The 26,453-nt window shown below is 63.0% G+C and carries 25 protein-coding genes; 6 read left to right on the plus strand and 19 right to left on the minus strand.

All coding sequences use genetic code 11. From position 1 onward, the window contains the following. Positions 1 to 16 precede the first annotated feature (16 nt). A complete protein-coding gene (locus tag ACB030_RS06490) occupies positions 17 to 193 on the plus strand; it encodes a hypothetical protein (protein ID WP_005326732.1) in 177 nt (58 codons plus the stop codon). Between the two features lie 113 nt (positions 194 to 306). On the opposite strand, the gene ACB030_RS06495 is transcribed toward ACB030_RS06490, so the two are convergent. Further along, the gene (locus ACB030_RS06495; protein WP_371158683.1) at positions 307 to 822 is read right to left on the minus strand and encodes a GNAT family N-acetyltransferase; all 516 of its coding nucleotides are present in this window, start codon (positions 820 to 822) and stop codon (positions 307 to 309) included. Between the two features lie 205 nt (positions 823 to 1,027). Between ACB030_RS06495 and ACB030_RS06500 the strand changes: the two genes are divergently transcribed. Then, the gene (locus ACB030_RS06500; RefSeq protein WP_111910749.1) at positions 1,028 to 1,291 is read left to right on the plus strand and encodes a hypothetical protein; all 264 of its coding nucleotides are present in this window, start codon (positions 1,028 to 1,030) and stop codon (positions 1,289 to 1,291) included. 75 nt (positions 1,292 to 1,366) lie between these two features. Continuing rightward, positions 1,367 to 2,221, plus strand: coding sequence for a neutral zinc metallopeptidase (locus tag ACB030_RS06505; protein WP_371158684.1), 855 nt, complete (start codon positions 1,367 to 1,369; stop codon positions 2,219 to 2,221). A 79-nt stretch (positions 2,222 to 2,300) separates the two neighbouring features. Here the strand turns inward: ACB030_RS06505 and ACB030_RS06510 are convergent, their stop codons facing one another. Next, on the minus strand, positions 2,301 to 2,978 hold the full coding sequence (locus ACB030_RS06510) for an ATP-binding protein (protein ID WP_371158685.1): 678 nt from the start codon (positions 2,976 to 2,978) through the stop codon (positions 2,301 to 2,303). A 154-nt stretch (positions 2,979 to 3,132) separates the two neighbouring features. Here ACB030_RS06510 and ACB030_RS06515 point away from each other — a divergent pair, with 154 nt between their 5' ends. The 3 genes from ACB030_RS06515 to ACB030_RS06525 all read left to right on the plus strand — a co-directional run bounded on the left by ACB030_RS06515 (position 3,133) and on the right by ACB030_RS06525 (position 5,655). Then, a complete protein-coding gene (locus ACB030_RS06515; protein ID WP_371158686.1) occupies positions 3,133 to 4,449 on the plus strand; it encodes an MFS transporter in 1,317 nt (438 codons plus the stop codon). A gap of 131 nt (positions 4,450 to 4,580) precedes the next feature. Further along, the gene (locus ACB030_RS06520; protein WP_371158687.1) at positions 4,581 to 5,291 is read left to right on the plus strand and encodes a MarC family NAAT transporter; all 711 of its coding nucleotides are present in this window, start codon (positions 4,581 to 4,583) and stop codon (positions 5,289 to 5,291) included. Positions 5,292 to 5,451: 160 nt separating this feature from the next. Continuing rightward, the gene (locus tag ACB030_RS06525; protein ID WP_202047752.1) at positions 5,452 to 5,655 is read left to right on the plus strand and encodes a hypothetical protein; all 204 of its coding nucleotides are present in this window, start codon (positions 5,452 to 5,454) and stop codon (positions 5,653 to 5,655) included. A 133-nt stretch (positions 5,656 to 5,788) separates the two neighbouring features. On the opposite strand, the gene tldD is transcribed toward ACB030_RS06525, so the two are convergent. The 17 genes from tldD to ACB030_RS06610 form a co-directional block, all read right to left on the minus strand. Beyond that, the gene (gene tldD, locus ACB030_RS06530) at positions 5,789 to 7,237 is read right to left on the minus strand and encodes a metalloprotease TldD (protein WP_371158688.1); all 1,449 of its coding nucleotides are present in this window, start codon (positions 7,235 to 7,237) and stop codon (positions 5,789 to 5,791) included. Between the two features lie 219 nt (positions 7,238 to 7,456). Next, positions 7,457 to 8,263 (minus strand): carbon-nitrogen hydrolase family protein, encoded by an 807-nt coding sequence (locus tag ACB030_RS06535; RefSeq protein WP_371158689.1) that lies wholly within the window; start codon positions 8,261 to 8,263, stop codon positions 7,457 to 7,459. 120 nt (positions 8,264 to 8,383) lie between these two features. Beyond that, positions 8,384 to 12,286, minus strand: a complete 3,903-nt coding sequence (locus tag ACB030_RS06540) for a YhdP family protein (RefSeq protein ID WP_371158690.1) — start codon at positions 12,284 to 12,286, stop codon at positions 8,384 to 8,386. Then, positions 12,287 to 13,756, minus strand: a complete 1,470-nt coding sequence (rng, locus tag ACB030_RS06545) for a ribonuclease G (RefSeq protein ID WP_025325452.1) — start codon at positions 13,754 to 13,756, stop codon at positions 12,287 to 12,289. Between the two features lie 79 nt (positions 13,757 to 13,835). Further along, positions 13,836 to 14,423, minus strand: coding sequence for a nucleoside triphosphate pyrophosphatase (locus tag ACB030_RS06550; RefSeq protein WP_139439228.1), 588 nt, complete (start codon positions 14,421 to 14,423; stop codon positions 13,836 to 13,838). Positions 14,424 to 14,474: 51 nt separating this feature from the next. Further along, a complete protein-coding gene (gene mreD, locus ACB030_RS06555; RefSeq protein ID WP_010672635.1) occupies positions 14,475 to 14,960 on the minus strand; it encodes a rod shape-determining protein MreD in 486 nt (161 codons plus the stop codon). Next, a complete protein-coding gene (mreC, locus tag ACB030_RS06560) occupies positions 14,960 to 15,868 on the minus strand; it encodes a rod shape-determining protein MreC (RefSeq protein WP_371158691.1) in 909 nt (302 codons plus the stop codon). Before mreC ends, mreD begins: the two co-directional genes overlap by 1 nt. 41 nt (positions 15,869 to 15,909) lie before the next feature. Beyond that, positions 15,910 to 16,950, minus strand: a complete 1,041-nt coding sequence (locus ACB030_RS06565) for a rod shape-determining protein (RefSeq protein WP_005308111.1) — start codon at positions 16,948 to 16,950, stop codon at positions 15,910 to 15,912. 216 nt (positions 16,951 to 17,166) lie between these two features. Then, complete coding sequence (locus ACB030_RS06570) at positions 17,167 to 20,949, minus strand: DUF6701 domain-containing protein (protein ID WP_371158692.1); 3,783 nt, start codon at positions 20,947 to 20,949, stop codon at positions 17,167 to 17,169. Continuing rightward, positions 20,946 to 21,422, minus strand: coding sequence for an MSHA biogenesis protein MshP (locus ACB030_RS06575; protein ID WP_371158693.1), 477 nt, complete (start codon positions 21,420 to 21,422; stop codon positions 20,946 to 20,948). Before ACB030_RS06575 ends, ACB030_RS06570 begins: the two co-directional genes overlap by 4 nt. Then, positions 21,412 to 22,299, minus strand: a complete 888-nt coding sequence (locus tag ACB030_RS06580; protein WP_371158694.1) for a PilW family protein — start codon at positions 22,297 to 22,299, stop codon at positions 21,412 to 21,414. Before ACB030_RS06580 ends, ACB030_RS06575 begins: the two co-directional genes overlap by 11 nt. After that, positions 22,299 to 22,874, minus strand: coding sequence for a prepilin-type N-terminal cleavage/methylation domain-containing protein (locus tag ACB030_RS06585; RefSeq protein WP_371158695.1), 576 nt, complete (start codon positions 22,872 to 22,874; stop codon positions 22,299 to 22,301). Before ACB030_RS06585 ends, ACB030_RS06580 begins: the two co-directional genes overlap by 1 nt. Next, a complete protein-coding gene (locus ACB030_RS06590; protein WP_371158696.1) occupies positions 22,861 to 23,340 on the minus strand; it encodes a Tfp pilus assembly protein FimT/FimU in 480 nt (159 codons plus the stop codon). The genes ACB030_RS06585 and ACB030_RS06590 overlap by 14 nt, the downstream gene beginning before the upstream one ends. Positions 23,341 to 23,408: 68 nt before the next feature. Next, entirely contained in the window at positions 23,409 to 23,870 is a 462-nt protein-coding gene (locus ACB030_RS06595; RefSeq protein WP_371158697.1) for a prepilin-type N-terminal cleavage/methylation domain-containing protein, read from the minus strand. An 18-nt stretch (positions 23,871 to 23,888) separates the two neighbouring features. Further along, positions 23,889 to 24,548 (minus strand): type II secretion system protein, encoded by a 660-nt coding sequence (locus ACB030_RS06600; protein ID WP_371158698.1) that lies wholly within the window; start codon positions 24,546 to 24,548, stop codon positions 23,889 to 23,891. A 76-nt stretch (positions 24,549 to 24,624) separates the two neighbouring features. Further along, positions 24,625 to 25,086: a hypothetical protein gene (locus ACB030_RS06605; RefSeq protein WP_371158699.1), complete on the minus strand. Its 462-nt coding sequence runs from the start codon at positions 25,084 to 25,086 to the stop codon at positions 24,625 to 24,627. A gap of 143 nt (positions 25,087 to 25,229) precedes the next feature. Further along, positions 25,230 to 26,450 (minus strand): type II secretion system F family protein, encoded by a 1,221-nt coding sequence (locus ACB030_RS06610; protein ID WP_371158700.1) that lies wholly within the window; start codon positions 26,448 to 26,450, stop codon positions 25,230 to 25,232. Positions 26,451 to 26,453 lie beyond the last annotated feature (3 nt).

A 26,453-nucleotide genomic window follows, 5' to 3' on the forward strand; every position in this document is an offset into this window, starting at 1 on the left:
TATATAGAGAAATACCATGATGAAAGCCGTACAAACACACAAACCCCTGCGTCGCAGCAAACCCATCAACCTGCCCGTGCAAGAGCATGACTATGATGCGTTTCTGATCCAGTTCAGCACCCGCTCCAGCGGTGGCTTCGCCATCTCCTGTGATGGCATCCCTGGCGAGTTCTCCATCGAAGAGCTCAACTGATCCTGCCCACCGGCAGCAACAGATGCAGACAGGCCGCAACTCACGGCGGCCCCCTTGTCTCCCTCGCCGCCAGCCTTGTCATCCCCTCTTCTGATTGACGACCCCGCCATCCCTCAAACAGTGCAGGCATCGGCCGCTTCCAGCAACAGACACTCGTCGGCATCCTCGCTCAGCCTGACCAGACGGCTGCGCACCAGACCCAGCTTGCCCAGCAGCGCCACCGATCGCTCGTTGCCCGGGGTGACGATGGCGATGACCCGCTCGATGCCAAGCCGCTCCCGTCCATCCTTGAGCGCCGCCCGCGCCGCCTCTATGCCGTAACCCTGACCACGCCAGGCGGGCAGGAAGGCGTAGCCTATGTCTTCGCACGGCAGGGTGTCGCGCTTGATGAGCCCGCAGATGCCGATCCTGGCCTCGTCTTCCCGTCGCATCACCAGATAGAGACCGTGACCGTGGCGGGCATAGCTGACCGCCGGCCCCTGCTGGATGTAGTTTTCGGCATCCGCCAGGGTGCGCACCCCGCGATCGCCGATATAGCGGTGGAAGTCGCCGTCGTTGAGCAGTTCGAGAATAAAGGGGGCGTCAACCTTGGTTAATTCGCGCAGGGCGAGGCGCTCGGAGAGGATCATGGCAAAGGCTCGTGTGATGGGAACAACAGCCCTCAAGACTGCCCCCACAGCCGGCGCTTGGCAAGATCCCCGGCCAAAAGGAGGCCGTCATCGACAGCAAACCGACCGACCACAGCCGACATTTAGCCCCTGCCACATGAGTCGCGCGGCGGTTCCGGCTATACTGCCCGCCCTATCCCACAGAACAACAAGCAGGACATTCCCCATGACGGACACCACCGAATTCTTTGACGAACAGACGCTGCTGGAAATGGTTGAAAACCAGCTCGCCGACGGCCACCCCCTGCAGGTGAAAGCCACCCTGATGCGGCTGGTGATGAAGGGCACCCCGCGGGACGAGGCGCTGCAATACATCGCCTGCGCCCTGGGTGCCGAGCTGATGGCCATGGAGGCGGATCAGGGCCCCTTCAACCTGACCCGCTACGCCGAGTTTCTCGACAGCCTCCCCGAGATGCCCTGGGCCGAATAACGTCCCCTCAATCAGGCAAGGCGGACGACCAGCCATTATCATTACTGCCACCACCAATGACGGGAGTAGGCAGAGATGCGCTGGCAAGATCGCCGTGAGAGCAGCAATGTGGAAGACAGGCGCCAGGAAGGCGGTGGCAGCGGGGGTGGCGGCCTGCCCATAGGTGGCAAGGGGCGCCTCATCCTGATCGTGGTGGTGATGGTGGCGGGTTACTACGGCGTGGATCTCAGTCCCCTGCTCGACGAGCCGTCCCAGCAGAACCAGGCGCCGCGCCAGCATGTGTCAGAGCAGGCCAGCGATCCCCTGGCCAGATTCACCTCTGTGATGCTCGCCTCCACCGAAGACACCTGGGGCGAGATCTTCTCCCAAAGCGGCAGCCAGTATCAGCCCCCCAGGCTGGTGCTCTATCGCGGCGCCACTCAGACCGGCTGCGGCCAGGGCCAGTCTGTCATGGGCCCCTTCTACTGCCCGGCGGACAGCACAGTTTACATAGATCTCTCCTTCTATCAGGACATGCGCGACAAGCTGGGGGCCGATGGCGACTTCGCCCAGGGCTATGTGGTCGCCCACGAGGTGGGCCACCACGTGCAGTACCTGCTCGGCATCTCGACCAGGGTGCGCCAGCAACAGCAGGGGTTGAGCCAGGCCGCGCAGAACAGGCTGTCGGTCAAACTCGAGCTGCAGGCCGACTGCTTCGCCGGCGTCTGGGGCCACCATATGGAGCGGGAGCAGGTGCTGGAGCACGGCGATCTGGAGGAGGCGCTCAACGCCGCCCAGGCCATAGGTGACGACCGCCTGCAGCAGCGGGGTCAGGGCCGGGTGGTGCCGGACAGCTTTACCCACGGCAGCTCGGCCCAGCGCCTAGCCTGGTTCAAGCGGGGCTTTGACAGCGGCAAGCCCGCCAGCTGCGACACCTTCGCCGCCCGCTGAGCCGGGCCAGACTACAAGGCCGGATCCCCAGGGATCCGGCCTTGTCGCATCCGGCAGACGGGAGATGGACCAGCCGCCCTCAGGGGGCCTCATCCGGCAGCAGATCGGTAAAGACGAAGCCGTCCCGCACCACTGTCTCCCCCACCTGGATCGCCAGGGGCCGCAGGAACATGGGGCCATCAAAGGCCAGGGTGTGAAACTCGCCGTTCTCGCCGCACGGATCCACCCCGTCCGGCAGCGCCACCAGCAGCGCCTCGTCGAACTCGTGCCCCCCCAGGCTCATATCCAGTTTTTTAGGATCGAGCGTGCAGATCCTGGCCTTGAGGCCGGCGGCCATCATCTGCTGCGCCAGTTCCCTCGTGTCGCTGCCCCAGAGCGGGAACAGCGGCGCTATGCCCGTGCCCGCCAGCTGTTTCTCCCTATAGGCGCGCACATCCTCGAGGAAGAGATCCCCGAATGCCATGTGGCGGATCCCCATGGCCAGCACATCCTCGATGAAGCCGGTCATGATCCGGCCATAGTCCTCGTTGCTGCAGGGCCAGGGCAGATCGATGCAGTACAGTGGCAGCCCCACGCACGCGGCCTGCTCCCTCAGCAACTGCTTGCGCACCCCGTGCATGGCCACCCGCTCGAACGCCTGATTCAGGGTGGTGAAGAGCCCCACCACCTCGATCGCCGGATCCTGGCGCAAGCGATGCAAGGCCCAGGCGCTGTCCTTTCCGCTGCTCCAGGAGAGCAGTACCTTTTTCTTCGTCATGACCTCTCCAATCCCTTGCCGCAAGGTGCTGCAAGACAGTGTTGCGAATTGTGCGATTTACTTCCTGGGATACAAAAGCATACCCTCGTGGGTGAGCGTATCCCCGCAGAGCATGGGGGAGAATAACTAAAAAAACGATGGGAAACATAAGGATATGACCAAGGTTACCGGCACACACGATCACAATCGCCCCCTCAACCGACAGGATTACAAGACCTTAAGCCTGGCGGCGCTGGGCGGCGCCCTCGAATTCTACGACTTCATCATCTTCGTCTTCTTCGCCGTGGTGATAGGCGAGCTCTTCTTCCCGGCCGATATTCCCGAGTGGCTGCGCCAGTTCCAGACCTTCGGCATCTTCGCCGCCGGTTACCTGGCCCGCCCGCTGGGGGGCATCATCATGGCCCACTTCGGCGATCTCATCGGCCGCAAGCGGATGTTCACCCTCAGCATCATCCTGATGGCGCTGCCGACCCTGCTGATCGGCCTGCTGCCCACCTATGCCGCCCTCGGCATCGCCGCCCCGCTGCTGTTGCTGCTGCTGCGGATCCTGCAAGGGGCCGCCATCGGGGGCGAGGTCCCCGGGGCCTGGGTCTTCGTGGCCGAACACGTGCCCGCCCGCCGGGTCGGTGTCGCCTGCGGCACCCTCACGGCCGGGCTGACCGCCGGCATACTGCTCGGCTCCCTGGTGGCCACCGCCATCAACCGCGGCATGAGCCCGGTGGAGGTGAGCGAGTGGGGCTGGCGTCTGGCCTTCGTGCTCGGCGGTGTGTTCGGCATCGTCGCCATGTACCTGCGCCGCTGGCTGCACGAGACCCCGGTCTTCGCCGAGATGCAGGCCAACAAGGCCCTGGCCGAGGAGCTGCCCCTCAAGACGGTGCTCCGTGAACACAAGGGCAGCGTCATCGTCTCCATGCTGCTGACCTGGCTGCTCTCCGCCGGCATAGTGGTGGTGATCCTGATGACCCCGACCTATCTGCAGAAGGTCCATGGCATCAGCCCCGCCGATGCCCTGACCGCCAACTCCCTGGCCATAGTGGCCCTCACCCTGGGCTGCATCTTCTACGGCCGCCTGATAGACAGCCTCGGCAGCGGCCCCACCTTCGTCCTGGGCTCATTGCTGCTGGCCGGTGCCACCTATGCCTTCTATCACGGCCTGGCGGCGGGCATGGAGCAGCTGGTGCCGCTCTACATGCTGGCGGGCTTTGCGGTGGGGATAGTCGGCGCCGTGCCCTATGTCATGGTCAACGCCTTCCCGCCCGTGGTGCGCTTCTCCGGGCTGTCGTTCTCCTACAACGTGGCCTACGCCATCTTCGGCGGACTCACCCCCATGCTGGTCACCCTCTGGATGAAGAACGACGTGCTGGCCCCATCCCACTATGTGGTCAGCCTGGCCGGTCTCGGCCTTGTGCTGGGCCTCTGGCTCTGGCTGCAACAGCGCACTCGGCGTCAGGTCACGCCACAAACCGCCTGACAGCGGCGGGCCCCGGACTGTCGGGGCCCCTTCGTTCCGGCTATATTCAGCCTGGCTGCCGTAGAGTAGCCCCCCCTTAAGGCCAGACCCCCGTCTGGCCCTGTTGTTTTCCAACCACCCCGAGGTGCAAGATGTTTTTCCAGGTCGTATTCATCGCCTTGCTCGCGCTGCTGCCCATGGTCAATCCCCCCACCACGGCGACCCTGCTGCTGGGATTGAGCAAGGGCATGTCCCGTGAGCACGTACGCCGCCAGATCAACCTGGCCGCCATCTATCTGTTCGCCACCCTCTGCGTCAGCTTCTTCATCGGCTCCTCCATCCTGGATCTGTTCGGGATCTCCATTCCCGGCCTGCGGCTGGCCGGTGGCCTCATCATCGCCTTCATCGGTTTTCGCATGCTGTTCCCGGCCCCCAGCCAGGCCGCCGGGGTCGACATCAACCAGAGCATCGCCTTCGTGCCGCTCACCATGCCCAGCATGTGCGGGCCGGGCACCATGGCCCTGGTGATCAGCGGCGCCGCCCAGATTGCCGAGCTGCCCGACGAGTACAACCGTTTCGTCATCTATGCGGCCATGGTGACCGCCTTCGCCCTGATGAGCCTGCTTAGCTGGGGGGTGCTCAAGCTGGCGGATCCGGTCTGCAAGATCCTCGGTGCCACCGGCATAGACGCCATGACCCGGATCATGGGCTTCCTGCTGGTGTGCATGGGCATGCAGTTCTGCATCAACGGCATCAAGGAGGTGGCGCAGGATCCCGTGTTCCACGGCGCGCCCGCGGTGCAGACGGCCCCTGCGCTGCCCCACGCCACCCTCGAACAATTGGAAGATGCCCGCCAGCCCTGACCGAAAACGCTTTCATCTCGCCTCGGGAATCGTCGCCTAACATGCGCCTGATCATGTTGTCTGCCCACGGATGGGGTAGTGTGTTTTTTGTACAGGCAAGGTTCATAGGGTCGCTGCTAACGTGACCCGCGCAGACCCAATCACTTGAGGAGACATGCAAATGGAAAAGATGCTGACCGAGATTGGAAGCTACAGCCTGTTCCACGAATATCTGAACGTGGTCGGGGCCGTCAGCCCCGCCCTGACCCGGATCAAGAGCAGGTGGGAATACAAGCGAAGCGATCGGCTGGTCGCCCAGATCAGGATAGATCCGCAAGGTCACGCGCGATTCTATATCGACGCCCGTGCCATATCGGCCAACTGAGCTCCATCAACTCCCTTCACCCGCCCCGGTCCACTGACCGGGGTTTTTATTGGTGCGCCCCAGAGAAAACAAAACCCCGGCTGCGGCCGGGGTTTGATGGTGTCGGGTCATGCCGCTGCGCGGCCAAGCCAACCTAGGAAGTGCCGCCCACTGTGAGCTGATCCAGCTTGAGGGTGGGCTGGCCGACGCCGACCGGCACGCTCTGCCCCTCCTTGCCACAGACACCCACCCCGCGATCCAGCGCAAGATCGCTGCCCACCATGGAGACCTGGCTCATGGCCTCGGGGCCGTTGCCGATGAGCGTGGCACCCTTGATGGGGGCTGTGATCCTGCCATCCTCGATGAGGTAGGCCTCGGAGGCGGAGAAGACGAACTTGCCTGAGGTGATGTCCACCTGACCACCGCCGAAGTTGGGGGCATAGATGCCCTTCTTCACCGAGGCGATGATCTCCGCCGGATCGTGCTGACCCGCCAGCATGTAGGTGTTGGTCATGCGCGGCATCGGCAGGGCGGCGTAGGATTCGCGGCGGCCGTTGCCGGTGAGCGGTACCCCCATCAGGCGGGCGTTCTGCTTGTCCTGCAGATAGCCCTTGAGGATGCCGTTCTCGATCAGCACGTTGTAACCCCCAGGCGTCCCCTCGTCGTCGATGGAGACGGAGCCGCGCAGGCCCACCAAGGTGCCGTCATCGACTATGGTGCAGTGTTTGGAGGCGACCTGCTCACCGATGCGGCCGGCGAAGGCGGACGAGCCCTTGCGGTTGAAGTCCCCCTCCAGACCGTGGCCCACGGCTTCGTGCAGCAGCACGCCGGGCCAGCCGGCACCCAGCACCACCGGCATGGTGCCAGCCGGTGCGTCTATGGCCTCGAGGTTCACCAGAGCCTGGCGCACCGCTTCGCGCACATAGCCGAAGGCGCGGCTCTCCAGCCCGTCCAGCTCCAGGAAGTAGTCGTAGCCGAAGCGGCCACCACCGCCGGCGCTGCCGCGCTCCCGGCGATCCCCCTTCTCGGCGATGACGGTCACCGAGAGGCGCACCAGGGGGCGCACGTCGGCGGCCAGGGTGCCGTCGGTGGCGGCCACCAGTATCTCTTCATAGACGCCGCTGATGGAGGCCATCACCTGATTGATGGCGGGATCCAGGCTTCTGGCGAACTTGTCCATCTGCTCCAGCAGGGCGATCTTCTGCAGCTTGTCGAGGGTCTGCAGCGGGTCCATGGCGGGATAGAGCAGGTTCGCGGAGGTTCTGGCCCAGGCCTTCACCTTGCCCTGGGCGCCGGCCGCGGCGATGCCGCGGGCCGCGGTCACCGACTGCTGCAGCGCCAGCAGGCTCAGCTCGTCCGAGTAGGCGAAGCCGGTCTTCTCGCCGCTGACGGCGCGCACACCCACACCCTGATCGATGTTGTAGCTGCCATCCTTGACGATGCCGTCTTCCAGCATCCAGGACTCGTGCCAGCTGCGCTGGAAATAGAGGTCGCCGAACTCCACCTGATGGCTCATCAGGCTGCCGAGCAGCTGTTGCAGACGCCCTTCGTCGAGATCGTTCGGGGCCAACAGGGAGGCACTAACCTGGCTCAATAGACTCAATCTTCTTCTCCACTCTCGATGCGAGATGTCGTAACGGTTAATTCGGGCGGATCGCAATAACCCCACCCCAGCCCTCCCCTTCATAAGGGGAGGGAGCGGAGCTAACGACTCCCCCCTTTTCAAAGGGAGAGAGCCAACTACCCCTCCCCCTTTCGAAGGGGGAGGTCGGGAGGGGGTTGTCGGCATTCAATCCGCGCCACGCCGATCAAAACCACGGGATCACAGCAAACGGGCGTGGCTCAGCACTGGCATGGTGCGTTTCAATTCATCGACCAAGGCCCCATCCAGCGGCGCCAGCACAGTGCCCTGCCCCGACGCCCGACAGGCCAGCACCCGGCCCCAGGGATCGATCACCATGCTGTGGCCCCAGGTCTGGCGCCCCGTCTCGTGGGTGCCCCCCTGATTGGCGGCCACCACGTAGCACTGGTTCTCGATGGCGCGGGCCCGCAGCAGCGGCTCCCAGTGCGCCTCGCCGGTCACGGCGGTGAAGGCGGCAGGCACCAGCAGCACCCGGGCACCGGCCCGGGCCAACTGGCGATAAAGCTCGGGGAAGCGCAAATCATAACAGATAGAGAGGCCGAGGGGACCAAAGGGAGAGTCCACCACCACGCACTCCTGGCCCGGGCTGAAGGTCTCGGACTCCCGGTAGCGGCCGTGGCTGTCGGCCACATCCACGTCGAACAGGTGGATCTTGTGGTAGTGGCCCTTGAGCTCGCCGCCGGGATCGAACACCAGGGAGCTGGTGTGGATATGGTCGGAATCGGCGATGGTGGTGGGCATGGCCCCGGCCACCAGCCAGATGCCGTGGGTTTTGGCCCAATCGGCCAGTTGCTGCTGGATTGGGCCATTCCCCAGGGGTTCGGCCCCATCCAGATAGCCCTGGCGCTCGCCGAACAGGGCGAAGTTTTCCGGCAGCAGCACCAGCAGGGGGCGCTCCCTGGGCAGCGCCGCCAGCTCGGCGGCAATCTGTGCCCGGTTATCCTGCCAGTGACGGCCCGAGATCAACTGTATGGCGGCTAGCCACATGACGCGCTCCTTGTGATGGGGCAAGCCGCCGGACTCGGCATCCTCGGCTCGCGGGGGACTCCCAGCACTATGAGGGGTTCGGGTCCGGGACGAAAGGATTTTGGCACCGGATGCCGCTCCTCAGCGCTGGGCTGGCCCACCCGGCTTGGGGGTCAGCAGGAAGGGGGTGACCTCTTTGGCAGGCAGGCTAGGCGCCACCGCATCCACCGCCTGTTTCTGCTGCTGGTTGAGCTTGATCCGGGCGCGATCCCGGCCGGCCTCGATCAGCTTGGGGGAGTCCAGCGGGCCCGAGACCCGGAAGTCGATGCGGGTCACCACATCCACCACGGGCTCCAGCAGCTTGGAGAGCGCCAGCACATAGAGGCCGGTGATCGGGGTCAGGGAGAAGGCCGCCACCACCGGCAATGTGCCCCCCAGGTTCGGGGAGAAGCTCAGGTCATAATCGAGGCGCCAGCGCACCAGATCGGCGATGCCCTCGCCACGCAGGTTGCCCGCGGCCCCCTTCATGTAGAAGTCGTTGTTCTCCACCACCCCCTGCTTGATCCTGGCGGAGGCCGACATGGACTCGAAGTAGAAGCCCTTGTCGAACACATCGCGAAAATCGAGGCGCAGCTTGCGCATCAGGGAGTCGAGGCTCAGCAGGGAGAGCAGGCGTGCGCCCTTGTCGTTGACCTCCCGCAGGGTGCCCCCCTCCAGCTGGTAATCGGCACTGCCTGCCAGGGTCGGCAAGTCCAGCCGGTAGGGCACGTCACGCCAGTTCAGATCCAGCGCCAGCTTGCCCGGCGCGTCGCCGATGGGCGAGGTGAAGCCGAGTCGCTTGAGCAGCAGCTCGCTGTTCTGGGTGCTGAGGTGGGCACGGGCCCGGGTCTGCATCTGGCCGGGCCGCGCCAGCCACTCGGCGCTCCCGCTCAGGGTGCTGCCGGCGAGCCGCATCTCCAGCCCCTTGAGATCGAGCCGGTTGGCACCGGGCACCAGTTCTCCTTTCAGCTCCCCGAGGGGCAGGGCGCCGAAGCGGCAATCCACGCAGCTGAAGGTGAGCCAGGGAATGGCATCCATGATGGCCTTGTCCTGCCTCGCATCGGGCTCGGGGCTGAGATCGGAGCCTTTGCCTGACCAGTGAATACGGGCGAACTTGGCGTCTATGGGCTGCCTGTCCATCACGGGAATGCGCACCACCCCCATCACCTCGGGGCTGTCGATCATCACCTCGGTGGCCAGGTTCGCCGGCCCTACGGTGAAGTGCACCGCCTTGAGGTTGGCGCTGCCGATGTCGGCCCGGGCCAGCAGACCATCGACCCACCACTCCTGGGGCAGGAAGGCGGGACCGACCACCGCATTGCCGCTGCTTTCCGCACTCTTGCCCGGCAACCAGCGCATCAGCCGTGCCAGCCAGCCGGCCACGTCGGCCTGGGGCTGATTGATGGCGAGCAGCATGGGCTTGTCTTGCAGCACCCTGGTCCCGGGCTGGCCGACGTTGACCCGCACCCGGCTGAGGTAGGCAGCCCCCTCGCCATATACCAGCCGACTCTGCATATCCACATCGGCCCCCAGCACGGCACGAATGTCGGCGCTGCCGTCGCGGCCCCGTGCCGTGACCTTGAGGGGGAGCCGGCTCCCGGGCGCCTTGGTCAGCGGCACCGGCAGATCCAGCCCCATCCCCTGCAGGTTGGAGTCCAGCGCCAGCTGGAAGCTGAAGGCCTTGTTCTCGGGCAGGGTCAGCCCCAGGGTCCCCGTCCAGTTGCTGCGCCCCTTGAGCATCTCGAGGGCGGGAATGTCCTCGCGCTGGCGGCTGCTGTCCCAGAGGCCCTTGAACTTGAGATCCGCCTGATAGCCGTGGGGCAGCTGCTTGCCACGGTAATCCAGGGTCAGCGGCTGGTTCCAGAGACTGGCCTTGAGGTTGCTGAAGTGCGTGTGCTCGTTGTCATACTCGAGTCGTCCCTGCACCTTCTCCAGGGGCAGATCCAGGGCGGCGATCCTGACACTGTTGTCATGGAAGTTCGCCTCTCCGTTGGCCTTGACCTCGCCCTTGCCATCCAGGGGGATGTCCAGCTTGACCGTGCCCTCCATGGGGCCGCGGATCTCGACCTCCCGCAGCGCCTGACCCACGGAGCCCGCGAGGGGAGACTCCTGCAGGTAACCGCTGATGGCCTGCCCCTCCCCCTGGACCCTGGCATCCACATAGAGGTGCGCGCCTGGGGAGAGATCCGGGATCCAGGCATGCACGGCGTCGGATCTGGCCTTGCCGAGCCGGGTGGCACTGCTGCGCATATCCAGACCCGCGTTCTGGAACAGCAGATCGATCTGCAAATCGGTGAGTGGCTGCCAACCGGGGAAGAACTCGTAGGTGGCCCGCTCCAGCGGCACGGCAACCTGGAAGACCCCCTGGCCCTTGTCGTAGGGGAAGTCGCGGAACTCCCCATACCAGAGCAGATCGGCCCCCTTGGCCTTGCCCCCCTTGATGGCGCCGCTCAGGTAGTCCACCAGGCCGTCGCTCATCACGGCCAGCGGATAGTAGCGATCCGCATGGGCCGCATTCTTCACGTCGATGCGGCCGGTCAGGGCGAGGAAGGGGTGCTCGAACAGATCGAGGCGGAAGCGGCTGGCGAGGCTCAAGTCCTCGTTATCCAGCGCTATGTCCTGGCCGTAGAGCACCCAGCCTTGGGTCTCGCGCCACCAGTCGAGGCGCGCCGAGAGGCTGTCGACCGGGATCGGCACCTTGAAGTGTCGGGCGGGATCCACCTTGCCCTTGCCCAGGGTCAGGCGGGCGCTGCCCCCGGCCGGGGTCAGCCAGAAGTCGCCGTCCAGTTTCTGCAGCCCGGGCACGTCGTGCCAGGCGCTGGTCTCGAAGCCCCTGAGCTGGCCGCTCAGGGAGAGCCCCTGCCAGTCGCCATCGGCCTGCAGCACCAGCTCCTGCACCTTGCCCTTGGGCTGGGTGTGCTTGAGGGTCTTGGTCAGCTCGGGATAGAGGCCCGAGACCAGCTGGCTCAGGTTGGCCATCTGGTTGAGATCGATGGCGGGCACATAGCCCTGGATGCGGGAGCCGACCCGCTCTAGCTGCAACCGGCTCTGCAGCCAGGTCGCCCCGTCGAGCTTGAAGGTCACGTCATGGCTGGCGAGCTGCCACTCCTCACCGTCGCGCCGCAGCTGGATCTTGCCCCCCTGCAGATCGAGCCGGTGCGGCTCCCCCTTGACCTCGTCCTTCCAGATCAGGTGGTTGTTGCCAAAGGCCAGCAGGGAATTGCCGAGCCTCCCCCCCTCGAACTCGCTCCACAGCTGGAAGTCGAGCTGGCCGGTCACCCTGGGTTCGCCGGCGTGGATCCGCGCCAGCATGGGGCTGATGTCCAGCTCGCTGGCCCCCAGGTAGAGCTGGCCCTTGAGCCTGTCGAGGCGCACTTGTGGGGCATCCACGTCGATGATGAGATCGATGGCGCTCTCGCCCACCCCGTTGATGAGGTAGGCCTTGCCCACCCCCTGATGCCGCTTGCCGCGATTCTGCCAGCGCAACTGGGCGATGTTGAGGGCGCGCACCTCTCCGAGCGCCGTGGTGACGCTCAGGCGGCTGTCATGAATGTCGAAGGTGGAGAGCTGGGTCAGCAGGAAGCGCAGCAGGGCCCGCTGCTGGTTCGGGCCCTTCTCGTCGGTCGGGGCGGCCGGCTGCGCCAGATCCAGCGCCATGTCGCCGTCGCTCAGCAGCAGCTGGCCGAACACCGGCTTCCAGTCGTTGAGGGAGCGCCAGAAGTCGAGGTGGGCCCACACCTTGCCAAGGCGCAGGGAGAAGCGCCCCGAATCGGGTGCGATGGCCAGCCCTTGCAGCTCGAGGGCCGGGCCGCGCTGGGTCCAGCTCAAGCCGACATGCTCGACGCTCACCTCCAGCTCGCTGTCGCCGATCAGGGTGGCGATCAGTGCCTGCCTGTGCTGGTTGAGCAGGGGGCCGCCAAGGCGTACCACGCTGACCAGGATGGCCAGCAGCACGAAGAAGACCCCGAGGGCTAACCAGCCCCGACTCAGCCAGCGGTAGATCAATTACATCATCACCACATCGAATTGTTCCTGCCCACAGAGCGGCTCCGTCACCACCCTGACCTGCTTGCCGATGAAGACTTCCAGCTCCGCCAGACTGTGGGACTCCTCCCCCCGCAGGTAGTCGGCCACCGAGGGGGCCGCATAGACGGTGAACTGATCCGCATCGTAGGCGCGGTTGACCCGGATGATCTCCCGCAGGATCTCGAAGCAAACCGACTCCACCGTCTTGACCCGGCCGCGCCCCTTGCACTCGGGGCACTCGGAGCAGAGCACGTGTTCCAGGCTCTCCCGGGTGCGCTTGCGGGTCATCTCCACCAGCCCGAGCTGGGAGAAGCCATTGACGTTGGTCTTGGCCCTGTCTTTGGCCAGCGCCAGCTCCAGGCTGTGCAGCACCCGGCGGCGGTGATCCTCGGACTGCATGTCGATGAAGTCGATGATGATGATGCCGCCCAGGTTGCGCAGCCGCAGATGGCGGGCGATGGCCGCCGTCGCCTCGACGTTGGTATTGAAGATAGTCTCTTCCAGATTGCGATGGCCGACAAAGGCACCGGTGTTGATATCCACCGTGGTCATGGCTTCGGTCTGGTCGATGATGAGGTAGCCGCCGGATTTCAGCTCCACCTTGCGCTCCAGGGCGCGCTGGATCTCGTTCTCCACGTCGTAGAGATCGAAGATGGGCGACTCGCCGGAGTAGTACTCCAGCTTGTTCGCGAGCTCGGGCACATACTCCCCGGTGAAATGCGAGAGCAGCTCGAAGCTCTGGCGCGAGTCGACGCGGATCTTGTCGAGCTCGGCACCGACGAAGTCGCGCACCACCCGGAAGGCCAGGCTGGGATCCTCGTAGAGGATCTTGCAGGGCGGGTACTTCTGCTTGCGCTCCAGGATCTTGCGCCACAACCGTTTCAGGAAGGCGGCGTCCTGCTCCAGCTCCTGCTCTCCCACCCCTTCGGCGGCGGTGCGGATGATGTAGCCACCCAGCTCGTCCACATAGCCGGCCACGGTGCGCTTGAGACGCTCCCGCTCCGCTTCGGACTCGATACGCTGGGAGACGCCGACGTGGGCACTGCCCGGCATGAAGACCAGGTAGCGGGACGGCAGGGTGATGTCGGTGGTGAGGCGGGCACCCTTGGTGCCCAGGGGATCTTTCACCACCTGCACCATGATGTCCTGGCCCTGGCGCACCAGCTCGGCGATGTTGCCGGCCTGGAACTGCTCCTTCTCCTTGATCGCCACGCACTCGGTGTGGGGCACTATGTCGGAGGCGTGCAGGAAGGCGGCCTTGTCCATGCCGATGTCGACGAAGGCGGCCTGCATGCCGGGCAGCACCCGGCTGATCTTGCCCTTGTAGATGTTGCCCACTATGCCGCGCTTGGCCTGACGTTCTACATGCACTTCCTGCAGCAGCCCGTTCTCGACCAGGGCGACCCGGGTCTCTGAGGGGGTGACGTTCACCAGCAGTTCTACTGACATAAGTTACCTTGCCTTTCTAGTTTTGAATTCTGGCACGACGAACAACGGGTAACTCAGCAGCGTACTGCTGACGAGGGGATTACCGAGTCTGCTCGAGGTGCTGCTTGATCAACAGGTCCGTCTCCAGCAGGGGCAGGCCGACCACGGCACTGTAGCTCCCCTCGATGCGGCTGACGAACTTGCCGGCTATCCCCTGGATGGCATAGGCACCGGCCTTGTCACAGGGTTCACCTGTGCGCCAGTAGGCCTCTATCTCGGCCTCGTCCAGCTTGCGGAATGCCACATTGGTGGTCACCAGCCGCACGTCGCAGCGCTCCGGGGTGGCCAGCGCCACCGCCGTCATCACCTGGTGAACCTTGCCGGAGAGCGCCTCCAGCATGTCCTTGGCATCGAGCAGGTCGGAGGGTTTCTCCAGCACCCTGTCCCCCAGCACCACTATGGTGTCGGCGCCCAGCACAGGCAATGGGGTCGGGGCCGCGGCCACACCGGCCATCGCCTTGTCACGGGCGAGCCGGCAGACGTAATCCTGGGGCTTTTCGCCCGCTTCCCGTTGCTCGGGCACATCCAGCCTGAGCACCTCGAAACGGTAGCCCAGCTGGGTCAGCAGTTCGTGCCGGCGGGGCGAGCCCGAGGCGAGATAGAGTTGCAGTTCGTTGTGCTTGTTCATATTCACTCAATGAGATGAGACGCAGTTACAATCCGTTGTTTTTGCTCATGTTCACTTGATATTGAAGCGACGGCGTACCTTGCGCAAGACCATAAAAATCCAGGGCCATATTAACATCGTTGTCAACGTCGACCAAAAGTAGGCGAAATTGAGGCTGGCACGGCTGAACAGGTGCTCGGCCCAGAACACGGTGATCTTGCCCACCAGGGAGAGCAGACCGATGATCAGCGCCTGCTGCCAGAGGGAGAAGTTGCGGATCTTCTGGAACTGGAAGGCCGCCAGATAGGTGGTGATGGCCATGGCCATGGCCCGCACGCCCAGGGTGCTGCCGAGCAGCACATCCAGCAGCAGGCCCGCCACCCAGGCGGTGCCGACGTTGGTGCGGTGCGGCAACGCCAGCGCCCAGTAGATGAGCACCATGGCGAGCCAGTCCGGCCGGAAGGGCTCGAATTGAAAGGGAAGCGGCAGGATAGAGAGGCACAGGGCCAGCAGGATCGAACACCAGATCCAGATCCTGCCGCTGGCGGGTTGCAGCATCAGCGTGTCGCCTCCGCCGCCGAGGTGGCCGTCGCCGCAGAGGGCGCCACCGCAGGCGCCAGGGCCTCGTCGTCATGCACTTCCGGCTTCTTGTCAGTCCACAGCAGCAGCAGGTAACGCAGCCTGTCCAGCGCCACCAGGGGCCTGGCCTCGATCTGGGCGAAGGGCTTGCCCTCCACATAATCGGATCGGGTCACGGTCGCCACCGGGTAGCCTTCCGGGAAGCGGCCGCCGAGGCCCGAGGTGACCAGCAGATCGCCGACCTGGACGTCGGTGTTGCGCGGCAGGTTGCGCAGCTCCAGCTTGTCCAGCTCGCCGCTGCCGGAGGCGATGGCGCGCAGATCGTTGCGCAGTACCCGCACCGGAATGCCGTGGCTGGAGTCGGTGATGAGCAGGACGCGGCTGGTGGTGGAGCCCACGTGCAGCACCTGACCGACCACCCCCTGATCGTTGATCACCGGCTGGCCGTTATAGACGCCGTCCAGCGCCCCCTTGTTGATCAGCACCTGATGGCTGAAGGGGTCGGAATCCACCGACAGCAGCTCGGCCACCATCTTGCGGGACTCCTTGTGCACGGGCGAACCCAGCAGCTCGCGCAGACGCTGGTTCTCGTGCTCCAGCTGATCCAGCTTGAGCAGGCGGGAGCGCAGGGTGAACAGCTGCTGCTCCTGCTGCTTGGTCTGCTCGATCAGGCTGGATCGGGTCTGCACCTGGGTCGACATGGTGTCGAGCAGGATACCGGGCGCGTTGGCGATGTATTGCAGCGGGCTGACGAGGGAACTCAGATAGACGCGGACGTGCGTGAACACACCGAAGCGGGAATCCGCGACGATGGCAGCGACAGAGATGATGACGGCGAGAAACAACCGTAACTGAAGCGAAGGGCCTCTACCAAAGATGGGTTTCATGAGTCGTCAAAAAAGAGCCGGCGCTCGGCCGGCTTTGGGTCTTATTCGTAGTGGAACAGATCGCCACCGTGCATATCGATCAGTTCCAGCGCCTTGCCACCGCCACGGGCGACACAGGTGAGGGGATCTTCAGCCACGACGACCGGGATGCCGGTCTCTTCCATCAGCAGACGGTCGATGTCTTTGAGCAGGGCGCCACCACCGGTCAGCACCATGCCGCGCTCGGAGATGTCGGACGCCAGCTCGGGCGGGGACTGCTCCAGCGCTACCATGACGGCGGAGACGATGCCGGACAGCGGCTCTTGCAGCGCTTCCAGGATCTCGTTGGAGTTCAGGGTGAAGCTGCGCGGCACGCCCTCGGCCAGGTTGCGACCACGAACTTCGATCTCGCGCACCTCTTCGCCCGGGTAAGCGGAGCCGATCTCGTGCTTGATGCGCTCGGCGGTGGCTTCCCCGATCAGGCTGCCGTAGTTGCGGCGCACGTAGCTGATGATGGCTTCATCAAACTTGTCGCCACCGATACGCACGGACTGGGAGTAGACCACGCCGTTCAGGGAGATGATGGCCACTTCAGTGGTACCACCACCGATGTCAACCACCATGGAACCTGTTGCTTCGGAAACCGGCAAGCCGGCACCGATGGCGGCGGCCATGGGTTCGTCGATCAGGTAAACCTCGCGGGCACCGGCGCCCAGCGCGGATTCCTTGATGGCACGGCGCTCGACCTGGGTGGAGCCGCACGGCACGCACACCAGCACACGGGGGCTGGGGCGGAAATAGTTGTTGTCGTGAACCTGCTTGATGAAGTGCTGCAGCATCTTCTCGGTCACGTAGAAGTCGGCGATCACGCCGTCCTTCATCGGACGAATGGCGGAGATGTTACCAGGGGTACGACCCAGCATCTGCTTGGCGGCATGACCGACGGCAGCGACCGATTTGGCGTTCCCGCGCTCTTGGCGAATGGCGACAACTGAGGGTTCGTTAAGGACGATCCCTTGATCTTTTACGTAGATCAGGGTGTTGGCAGTTCCCAAATCGATCGACAGATCGTTGGAAAAGACGCCTCTGAGCTTTTTGAACATGGCTACGGGAAATCCTAAGAATTTGGAGGTGCAGAAAACCGGCTAACTTTACCAATGCCCACCCCAATGGGCAAGCGCTCAAACTGTCGCCAGTCAATCAAGCGCGACAAAAATGCGAGTCATCACTCACCCGCTCAGGCCGACAAACACTACGAAACAAGGAGATAAGACGCAGGCCCATCCCAAAGCGCCCCTCTCCTTGTCCCCATATCATTTTCAGGGCATCACTTCGCGGCGATAAATAATGCGATCGTTGCCTCGAGTGGAGCCGAAAATGGCCTCCCCCGCCTGAGTGAGTGGATCCGACAGCCAGAGTGGCCGTGACGGCTGTTTCGACAATTCCACCTTGTAGGGAATTCGCACCTCGACATTTGGTGCAGAGAAATGAAACAGGATCTCACCTTTGTTTGCCGTCGCTACACTGGCTGGCGCAGCCAGACCACTGAGGGTCAAAGTACTACTGAAGGATTGCGGCGGCGTGGTTTCTGGTACCTGACCCGTGACCTCATAAGAGCCGTTGTTGAAACTGATCTTGCGCGTAAGATCCAGCTTAGTTGTCGGATCAAAACCATTATTAGCCAGAGATAGTTGTGTACAAACATCCGCTTGATTGATTTTCCAACCACCCCCTTCGAAATATTGCACCTGCAGAGGCAACGTAAGCGGGGCGCTGGCAACCCCCTGCCGGGTACTGGCCTGTAATCGACCGAAATAGGCTTGCATCGGCACACTGTCGAGCAGCCGGGCATTGCATCCGCTACCGCTGCAATCCCCCGCCACCGTCTCATTGAAGTTCGGGCTGGCAATCTGGGAGTTATCACCATCGTTGTCCCTCATATAGAGACCAAATAACAGCGACTTGTAGGGTCCGTCTGGCTGGGTGTCGGACAGGCGCACGAACTCGCTGCTACCGGTAAACGCCGCTCGCCCGTTGAGCCATGGCAGGGGTTGTAGGCTACGCAAGCGGCTCGACAGCGAGTTGCCATCCTTGTTGTTGGCTGTCGTGATATAAGCTCCCCCCTTGGCAAAGAGACCCGTATAGTTCTGGGTCTCGCCCCCGGCCATATTACGGGCCACCACCTCCAGCTTGATGCCAAATGGCTGACTCATATAGGTAAAGTCTCGCTCTGGTGCCGTCGTGTCCACACAGGCTGGCACAACATCACTGCTCACCAGATTGAAGTCCCAGGGCACGAAGCGCCCGACCGGCACGCTGGCAGCGGGCGGTATGGTGTAGTTGAAATAACCTGCCGCCGGTGGGGTCGCCGTCATCCGGAACACTCCCACCTCACTCACTGTCTGGCTAATGGTATTGGCACTGTTGGTCGCTGCCACATGGTTATAGGTGGTAGTACCCAGCGCGGCATTGGTGCCCGGGCTTGGTGCCACCAAGGTGCTACCCAAGCCAATGCCACTCAGCACAAAGTTGGGCGTAGTCTGATTCCCTGCGCAGATATCCCCATCATTGGCCGACTCCCAGGCCATCGCCTTGATATCTATCTGGAACGTCTCCCCCGCTTTTCTGAATACAGGGCAGCTGCTATCACCTGCCGCGCAGACCCCTTGCGGGGGCGTAATACACAGACCGACCGGACGCGCCACAAACTGATCCGCGCCTAGCATCACCAGACCCGCCGTCTCACCACTGCCATTATGGCGGGCATAGAGCTGCATCTGACCAGCATCGGGGTAGGTCACTTTTTTCAAGGTCGCCTTACCCTGATTATCAAAAGTCAGGTTGAGGGTGGTTGGTGTTGGTAAAGGAACACTGGCGGCATAAGTAGCAATGACATTGCCATCGATGGAAATCTTGCTACCAAAGCTATTGGTATTTGGATTGTTGTACGTTCCCCAAAAGCCGACAGACCTCACCCCGGTAAATCCTGGCACACACTGCTGGGTAAGATCGTCTTTCTTGACCGCACTAATAGTCACATCCTGAGGCTGGTTGGAATAGGTATCCGGCACGTTGAACACAAAGCCGCTGTCGGCAAAGTCCAGGGTACAGGCGGCGTCGCTCAGGGCACCGCTGCCCGCCCGGCAAAGCGTCGTGCTAAGCGGCTTGGTGGACGGTGTCGAGCCACTCACCCCCACCCTCATGGCGCTCGCCAGATTGTTGCGCAGCTGCAATTTGGTGGTGCCGCCGCTGAAATTCACGGTAGCGGTGTTGCCGCTGTAGCTCACCTGGCTGTCGGCCACCCAGCCGTTGCTGCCGTTTTTAAGCGGCGTCAGGACGGCGCTCACCGGATCCATGAACAACTGGCTGCAGCTGGCGTTGGCGCAGGCCCGGATGATGAGGGTTTCCGGGTTGCAGGTCAGGGCCTGGCCGGAGTGATCGAACTCGAAGTGATCGATCTGGGTGCCCACAGGACTGGACTTGAGGGCGCAGATCCGGACGTTGTCGATCTGGTGGGCGTTGGTCGCATCCCCGGTCGAGCCGGTCAGAGACAACAGCAGATTCTCGGGAATGGCCGCCTGGCCGCTCTGGGCGGCGGCATTGAAGCTGTCGATCAGGGTGCTGTAACCGCTCCCCGTGTTGCGCTCCACCTTGACCATGGACTGGTCCTTGGTACGCGAATCTATGGTCAGTCGATAACGGTGAGGACGATTGCTGTCCGAGCCGCTGTCCACGGTCGGCGACAGGCAGTTGCCGCTGGCGTTGTCGGCGCCGTCTTTGCAAGTCCCTTTGAGATAGTTGTAGCCGCTGGTGCCTGAGCCCGAGCCACGCACCACCACGGACTGCTTGCGCCGCCCCTTGTTGAGCGTACCGCCCTCCCCGGAGAAGTTGCCGTACTCATCTATCCCCACCCCGAGCCAGCCTCCGGCAAAGCCGTTGACCCCTGGCTTGAAACCATACCCGAGGGGCCCGCCGAAGGCGCCCGGCTGGGGGGTATCCTTGGCATTCGAGAGCACCACCGCCATGCCGTCTGCCCCATTACCCCCGTGGGCATACTGGTCAAACTCTATGGTCACCAGGTTGTTGGCGGCGGGGAAGATCCGCTGGTAAGTCGCCGAGGTGGATTGCTTGGGGCTGGCCTGGGTCATGCCGAGCCGGCCATTGACGATGGCGGGGGTAAAGTTGCCGCTGCTGCTTGCCACCACCCAGTTATTGCTGAGGGTACTGGCGGAGAAGTCGTCGCTAAAACAGGTGAGCAAAGGCTCCCCCCCGTCATAGATGACCTTGCTGTTTCCCTTCAAATTGACGTTCCTGGCGCTCAGTTGGCCCCGCAGAACCACGTCGTTCTCGAAGGTTGCATCTCCCTCTGCATAATAGGTCCCTGCCAACTGGTCACTACCAGTAAGAGTGAGGCTACCGACCACATAGGCCTTGAAACCGGATCCCGTCTGCAGTTGTGAATCGTTATGGGCCGAGACATTGCCCTTAACATAAAACGAGGTCATGCCAGTGCCAACCAGCTTGATGAGACTGCCCCCATTCAGATTCAGGTCCCCCTCGATGATGTAGGTCTTGCCCGCCGTCAGCGTCATCACGCCACTATTCTGCATGGTCAGGTTTTTCATCACATAGGTGGTGTAACTGTCCGAGAAGCTGACATTGCCCGACCCATTGGAGTTGACCGAACCATCTATGGTCAGGTTGCCCAGATCCCAGCGACTGCCGCTGGCTGACTTGCCGTAATTTGGGGTAGTACCGAGAATGACCGTGGGCGTCGTCCAATTCGCAACTGTATAACTGGCAGAATCCGTACTGCCTGGAAACGTGGGTCGAGTCTGCTTCAAGCTAGCAACGCCGGTTATCTGGCATTTGCCCGAACCACAGGCTTGCGAGTTCATTTCATAGTCATAACCCGTGACACGTTTGAAACAGACCTCCAAGCCATTGTAATTCTCCACCCGCGCACCTGACTGCATGTAAAGCGTGCCAGCCGAGTCATGGCTCTGGATCGGGCCAGGGAAGATGCTGTTGCAATCCAGAGCTGCCTGCACAGGCACGCCTATCAACAATAAAAACAGAGCGGAACAAAGACGACCTATCACGGCATCACTCCATCAAAGGCTTCCGCCACCAGGGTGCGGCTGACGGCAAAATCCGGGTTGGCACCCGCCTGAGCTTCTGTACCACAGGTGCCCAGGCTGGTGAGCCGGTAGGTGGTGCTGGTCTCCCCCCCCTGACTGGCCTGGATCTCGTTGCAGCTCACCGAGACCCGGCACCCGCTCAGGCCGGGCTCCTTGTCAAAGGCCCGGGACGCCGCCACCCTGGTGCAAGCGGCGGGCAACTCGGCGCCACTGCGATTGGGAAACAGCTGATAGAGTGCGATTTCCAGCCCGCTCTGGGCCGCCATCAGGGCACGCACCCCGCGCACCTCCACCGTGTTCTTCTCGCCGCTGTCCACCAGGAAGCGGCCCATGGCTGCCGCCAGCAGGGCCATGATGACGATGACGAAGAGGGCGACCATGATGGCGCTGCCGCGCTGGGCCGCCATGGTGGAGGGGAAAGATCTAGGGGACATTGAGCGGCTCCAGCTTGTGGTTGAAGAGGACGCGCTCGCCGCGCTGCTCGAACACCAGCCGCAACCCCACCTCGCTCGGGCTGAACGCGGCGGGGTCTCGGTAGAAATAGGATTCGGATTCGGTGGGCCGAATATGTTCTGCCATCAGGGCGTGCGCGGACCCACGCGTAGATTCACTGTACCGCATCAAGGTACCCTGAACGTCGATACAATAACGCACCTGCTGATTAGCAAAATAAATGCGTTTGGCGGGGGATTCCCCATCAAACGCTGCATCCACGGTCACAGTCCCTATCCCGTTCACGGCGCTCGGTGGTGGCGCCTTCACAGTCGCCACACAGTTGCCATAGATGCATCCCGCTTCTAGACCTCCATCTCCGGAGATGGGATACACAACGGCCCAATCCTCAGCAGTAGGAAGTTCACTGGCGGATGAAGCCACCAGCGTTAGCTCGAAACGACCTGCTACGGGCTTATTGAGGCTCAGATAGCGACTAGCGGTGGCGATGGGCCAGAAGCGCAGGCAGGTCCCCTTATCCAGAGGGTTGCCCGCCTCATCCTCGATGCGCACCGAGCCCGGCACCGCATCGCGCAGCTCGCGGTTGAGCCGCTCCAGGGCGAAGCGGGCATCGCTCATCAGCTGCTCCCGGCGGCTGGCATCGCCATAAATCTGGGTGCCGATGCCGATAAACTGGCTGGTAAAGGTGGCCATGACCCCGAGCAGCAGTATCACCATCACCAGTTCCACCAAGGTGAAGCCCTGCATACGCCCAGGTCGGGCGCAGGTTCGATGAGCGAAGCCTAATCGGACGCGGTAACGGGCTGTGGTAACAGATGCGTCATCGGACGCGGCATAACGGGAATGCGGCTTGCCCATCAGTAGTTCCCCCGGTAGAGGGTGAAAGCCAGCTCGCTCTGGTCCGGCAGCCGCACTGTCAGGGCGACGCGCTTGCCGATGGATTCGGCCCCCAGGCCCGGGCTCCCGAACAGGGTGTCCGGGGTGACGGCGATCCTGACCTGATAGTGGCGATACTCCTGGTCGCTGACCCCCTCGGCATTCGTCTGGGTAAACAGGTTGGCGTCCACCCAGTTGCCCGCGGTATCGAAGTCATCCACGTCGTTGAACTCGTAGGGGCGCGTCTCGCCCCCATCCGGGCCGTAATCGGCGACCGGGGTGCAGGCGGGATAGGTTACCGCAGGGGTGCCGACTCTCTCGCCACAGCGAAAACGGCCGCCATTGTGATCCGAGTGTTCATCGAAGGATTTTTGCAGCACCTCGCCGAGGATCCGCTGGGCCAGCTGGGCGCCCCGCACCTGCTGCACCGGATCCACCCCCTGGGGTGCCTGATTGATAAGAAGCCCCAAAATGCCGGTCAGTGCTATGGCCAGCAGCACAATGCCGACCACGAACTCGATCAGGGTGAAGCCGCGACCGGCCTTAGGGGATCGCATGGATATACCCTTCCGGCTCGATGCGCAGCCGGGCGCTCTCCTGCCCGCTGCTCACCACCAGGTTGCAGCCATTGACGCAGGTGGAGGGTGAGAGCGGACGGCCGCTGCGCTTGTCGAAAAAGAAGCTGCCTTGCGGCAGGGCGGTGCCGCCGGAGGCCGTGACTACGCGCCCCCGGCTCTGTTCGTCCGCATCCCAGTTCGAGATGGACTTGGCCACGCAACTGCCCGTCTGGGTCAGATGAGCGAAGCGGCTCTGCTCCAGCACCAGCTGGGTGCAGCGCGCCTCCCCTTCATGCATGTTCATGGTCTGCACCAGCCGCAGCCGGGTCACCAGCTCGTCACGCAGGGTATGGGTTTCAAAGCCGCCTTTGCCCAGCCACTTGGGCACGGCAAAGGCGGCCAGAATCCCGAGCAACAGGATTACGATCACCAGTTCTATCAGGGTGAAACCCTTGGCTGTCGTCATTCACTCTCTCATCGGGGATATCGTAGATAAAGAAAAAGCGAGGCCGAAGCCTCGCCATACTCTGCTATTTAGCCACAGTTGTCGCCGGTTACTTCAACAGTGAATGCTTCACCTTCAGACTGAGCTTCTTTGTAAGTTACAGTACAGCTGTTGGCTTGGTCGGACGTGAATTCAGCCGCAGCAGTACCATCCCCATCTTTACTCAGGGTCCAGCCTCCATCCAGAGAAACCACCATACCAATGCCGGCGGATGTAGCTTGAGGATAACCAAAAGCTATCGTGGCATGACCGGTGCCTACTGCAACAGAAGCACCTTCGGTACGATCCATTTTTTCTGTTCCATCGATCGCCGAACGACTAAAGGCCAGCTGGGCTCCACTCTTCACAGCAGCAGCAACGCCCTGAGCCGCAGCTTTATTGGCATCATCCTGCAAATTCAGGAACTTGGGCGCGGCGGTGACCGCCAGAATGCCCAGGATGATGATCACGATCACCAGTTCGATCAGGGTAAAACCCGCCTGCTTTTTCATTACGTTTTCCTCGGTTTATCAATTGATATTGGTAGTCACCTGGCCGGAGGCCGGGCGGTAACTGAAACTCATGTAGGCATCGGTGCTCCCTTGCGGGTCCTGATAGCGCCCATCACTTCCCTTGCTCAGGCTGTTGACCAGATAGTAACGGCAGACCGAATCCAGTCCATTGTTGCTCACCGTGGCATAGAACTTCAGGTCATTGCCACTACCGCGCACCTCGTCAAAGTTGGCAGTAGCCTTGGGAGGATTCTGCAACAAGCCCTCCCAAATATTGAGACAGCGGGCCGCCGTCAGATTGGCCGGATCCACATCGGGAACGCTGCTCGCCGCCGTGTCCATGGGATAGCCGGGGGAGAGCTCGCCGTTGCTGACCTGGCTGTCGGTCGGCGTGGTCAGATAGAAACGGGAACCGTCGTACAGCACCGTATTGAGGCTGTCCTGCTTGGCGCGCCCCTCGGCTTCCCACTGGGCCCGCACCAGGGAGACCCCGGTGGCGAAACCGCCTGACACCCCTTCCACACTGGCCTTCTTCGCCTCGTCGGTCACGTCGAGAAAACGGGGCAAGGCGGTGACGGCCAGGATCCCCAGAATCACGATGACGATCACCAGCTCGATCAGGGAAAAACCGGCCATCTGACCCTGTCCCTGGCCGGCGCTCACTCTCTTTGCTGCCATGCTGCCTCCGTAATGGTCCGCATTATTTCATGCAGATAGAAAAAAATCATGTCGCTGAAGCACTTGAGGGATCGACTCAAGGCTTCGTCAGTACCCGGCCATCGCTGAAACGGTAGAACAGCCAGTGCCCTTCCCAACCAAACTCGCACCCATCCCCATGCTGGCTGGCGAGCGCCTGCCAGGAGGGCAGCCCCGGATCCTCGGGGCCTATCAACGTCAGCCAGAGCTGGCGGCAGTTGGCGGAGGGTGACTGCAGCGGCAGCACCGCCAGCGGCCAGCCCCGCCCATCGAACTGCCAGGCCACCCCTTCTGCATGCAGCACCTCGGGGCGCCGCTCATCGAGCCAGCGCCCGTGCAGTCGCTGGGCCCGCTCGGCAAATTGCTCCCCCAGCAGGCTCAGGCTGACCGCCAGCGCTTCTTCCCTGTGGCTGCGATAGCTCAGGGCCAGGGTGGCAAGGATGACCAGCAGCAGGAGACAGGCGACCAGCCGCCTGTAGCCTCCCAACCAACGCTCATCCTGCTCGGACTGTCTGCTCATGCCTCTCCCGCATCTTGTCTACCGCAAACCGCACGCTTCATCATGTCCCACCATCAGGGGAGTGAAGATACCGCGACCTGTCATTGACCCCGAACCGCTCGCATCATGTCCCCCACCAGGAGGAGTGAAGATGCTAAACCACATCACTGGCCGCGAACCGCTCGCATCATGTCCCACATGGGCGTAAAGATACCGAGCGCCAGCACCAGCACCATGACGGCCACTATGCCGATGAGGATCGGCTCGATGCGGGCGGTGAGGCTCTTGAGGTCATAATCCACCTCCCGCTCGTAATACTCGGCCGCCTCGTGCAGCAGCTCGTCCACCTGGCCCGTCTCTTCCCCCACCGCGATCATCTGCATCACCAGGGGGGTGAACAGGCCGCTGGCCCCTGCGGTGCGCAGCAGGCTCTCGCCCCGCTCTATGCCCGCCCGCATGTCGCGGATCTGCCCCGCCATATAGGCGTTGTCCACCGCATCGGCCACCAGGGTCAGCGCCGTGTTGAGCGGCACCCCGGCCTTGAGCATCATGGAGAAGCTGCGGGCGAAGCGGGCCAGCAGGGAGCGCTCTATGATGGTGCCGACGATGGGCAGTTTGAGCTGCCATCTGTGCCAGGTCAGCTTGCCCCGGGGGCTGGCGACCCAGCGGCGCCAGCCAAACACCATGCCCGCCAGGATGGCCAGCAGCAGCCACCAGTAGTGGACGAAGAAGTGGGAGGTGGCGAGCAGGATCCGGGTCGCCAGCGGCAATTCGACGCCAAATTTGGCGAACATGCCGGCAAACACCGGGATCACCATGATGTTGAGGATCACCATGGCGATGCCGATGGCCATCATCACGAAGCTGGGGTAGCGCATGGCGGTCTTGATCCGCTTGCGGGTCTCCAGCTCCAGATCGAAATAGTTGGCGAGCTGCAGGAAGGCCTCCTCCAGCTGGCCGGTGTTCTCGCCGACATGGATGATGGCGACGAACAGGCTGTTGAACACCTTGGGGTGCGCCTGCATCGAGCTCGACAGCGGCCGCCCGTTGCCGAGATCCTCCCCCAGGGCGTGCAGTGCCCGCTTGAGGGGCTTGCTGTGGGCGCTCTCCTCCAGCCCGGCGATGGCGCGCAGTATAGGGATCCCCGCCCGGGTCAGGGCATACATCTGGCGGCTGAACACCACCAGCTCCTCCAGCTTGACGCCCCCCTCCAGCAGCAGCGACCAGTCGATACCGGCAGACTTGGCCTTGCCCGCTTTGAGCTCGGTGGGCATCACCCCTCGGCGCATCAGCTGCTCGGCGGCGGCCAGTTCGCTGGCGGCCTCCAGCACGCCGCTGACGGCGTTGCCCTGACTGTCGCGCCCCTTGTAGTTGAAGCTGCCCATGGC

It is taken from the genome of Aeromonas sp. S16(2024), assembly GCF_041403065.1.
Lineage (GTDB): Bacteria > Pseudomonadota > Gammaproteobacteria > Enterobacterales > Aeromonadaceae > Aeromonas.

Excerpts from the sequence above, each read along its gene's own strand:
- ACB030_RS06575 (WP_371158693.1), bottom strand. The coding sequence starts at position 21,422 with ATGTCCCCTAGATCTTTCCCCTCCACCATGGCGGCCCAGCGCGGCAGC.
- ACB030_RS06525 (WP_202047752.1), top strand. The coding sequence starts at position 5,452 with ATGGAAAAGATGCTGACCGAGATTGGAAGCTACAGCCTGTTCCACGAA.
- ACB030_RS06505 (WP_371158684.1), top strand. The coding sequence starts at position 1,367 with ATGCGCTGGCAAGATCGCCGTGAGAGCAGCAATGTGGAAGACAGGCGC.
- ACB030_RS06605 (WP_371158699.1), bottom strand. The coding sequence starts at position 25,086 with ATGAGCAGACAGTCCGAGCAGGATGAGCGTTGGTTGGGAGGCTACAGG.
- rng (WP_025325452.1), bottom strand. The coding sequence starts at position 13,756 with ATGTCAGTAGAACTGCTGGTGAACGTCACCCCCTCAGAGACCCGGGTC.
- ACB030_RS06585 (WP_371158695.1), bottom strand. The coding sequence starts at position 22,874 with ATGCGATCCCCTAAGGCCGGTCGCGGCTTCACCCTGATCGAGTTCGTG.
- ACB030_RS06535 (WP_371158689.1), bottom strand. The coding sequence starts at position 8,263 with ATGTGGCTAGCCGCCATACAGTTGATCTCGGGCCGTCACTGGCAGGAT.
- ACB030_RS06600 (WP_371158698.1), bottom strand. The coding sequence starts at position 24,548 with ATGGCAGCAAAGAGAGTGAGCGCCGGCCAGGGACAGGGTCAGATGGCC.
- ACB030_RS06565 (WP_005308111.1), bottom strand. The coding sequence starts at position 16,950 with ATGTTCAAAAAGCTCAGAGGCGTCTTTTCCAACGATCTGTCGATCGAT.
- ACB030_RS06550 (WP_139439228.1), bottom strand. The coding sequence starts at position 14,423 with ATGAACAAGCACAACGAACTGCAACTCTATCTCGCCTCGGGCTCGCCC.
- ACB030_RS06490 (WP_005326732.1), top strand. The coding sequence starts at position 17 with ATGATGAAAGCCGTACAAACACACAAACCCCTGCGTCGCAGCAAACCC.
- mreD (WP_010672635.1), bottom strand. The coding sequence starts at position 14,960 with ATGCTGCAACCCGCCAGCGGCAGGATCTGGATCTGGTGTTCGATCCTG.
- ACB030_RS06610 (WP_371158700.1), bottom strand. The coding sequence starts at position 26,450 with ATGGGCAGCTTCAACTACAAGGGGCGCGACAGTCAGGGCAACGCCGTC.
- ACB030_RS06580 (WP_371158694.1), bottom strand. The coding sequence starts at position 22,299 with ATGGGCAAGCCGCATTCCCGTTATGCCGCGTCCGATGACGCATCTGTT.
- ACB030_RS06495 (WP_371158683.1), bottom strand. The coding sequence starts at position 822 with ATGATCCTCTCCGAGCGCCTCGCCCTGCGCGAATTAACCAAGGTTGAC.
- ACB030_RS06515 (WP_371158686.1), top strand. The coding sequence starts at position 3,133 with ATGACCAAGGTTACCGGCACACACGATCACAATCGCCCCCTCAACCGA.
- ACB030_RS06595 (WP_371158697.1), bottom strand. The coding sequence starts at position 23,870 with ATGAAAAAGCAGGCGGGTTTTACCCTGATCGAACTGGTGATCGTGATC.
- mreC (WP_371158691.1), bottom strand. The coding sequence starts at position 15,868 with ATGAAACCCATCTTTGGTAGAGGCCCTTCGCTTCAGTTACGGTTGTTT.
- ACB030_RS06500 (WP_111910749.1), top strand. The coding sequence starts at position 1,028 with ATGACGGACACCACCGAATTCTTTGACGAACAGACGCTGCTGGAAATG.
- ACB030_RS06590 (WP_371158696.1), bottom strand. The coding sequence starts at position 23,340 with ATGACGACAGCCAAGGGTTTCACCCTGATAGAACTGGTGATCGTAATC.
- ACB030_RS06520 (WP_371158687.1), top strand. The coding sequence starts at position 4,581 with ATGTTTTTCCAGGTCGTATTCATCGCCTTGCTCGCGCTGCTGCCCATG.
- ACB030_RS06510 (WP_371158685.1), bottom strand. The coding sequence starts at position 2,978 with ATGACGAAGAAAAAGGTACTGCTCTCCTGGAGCAGCGGAAAGGACAGC.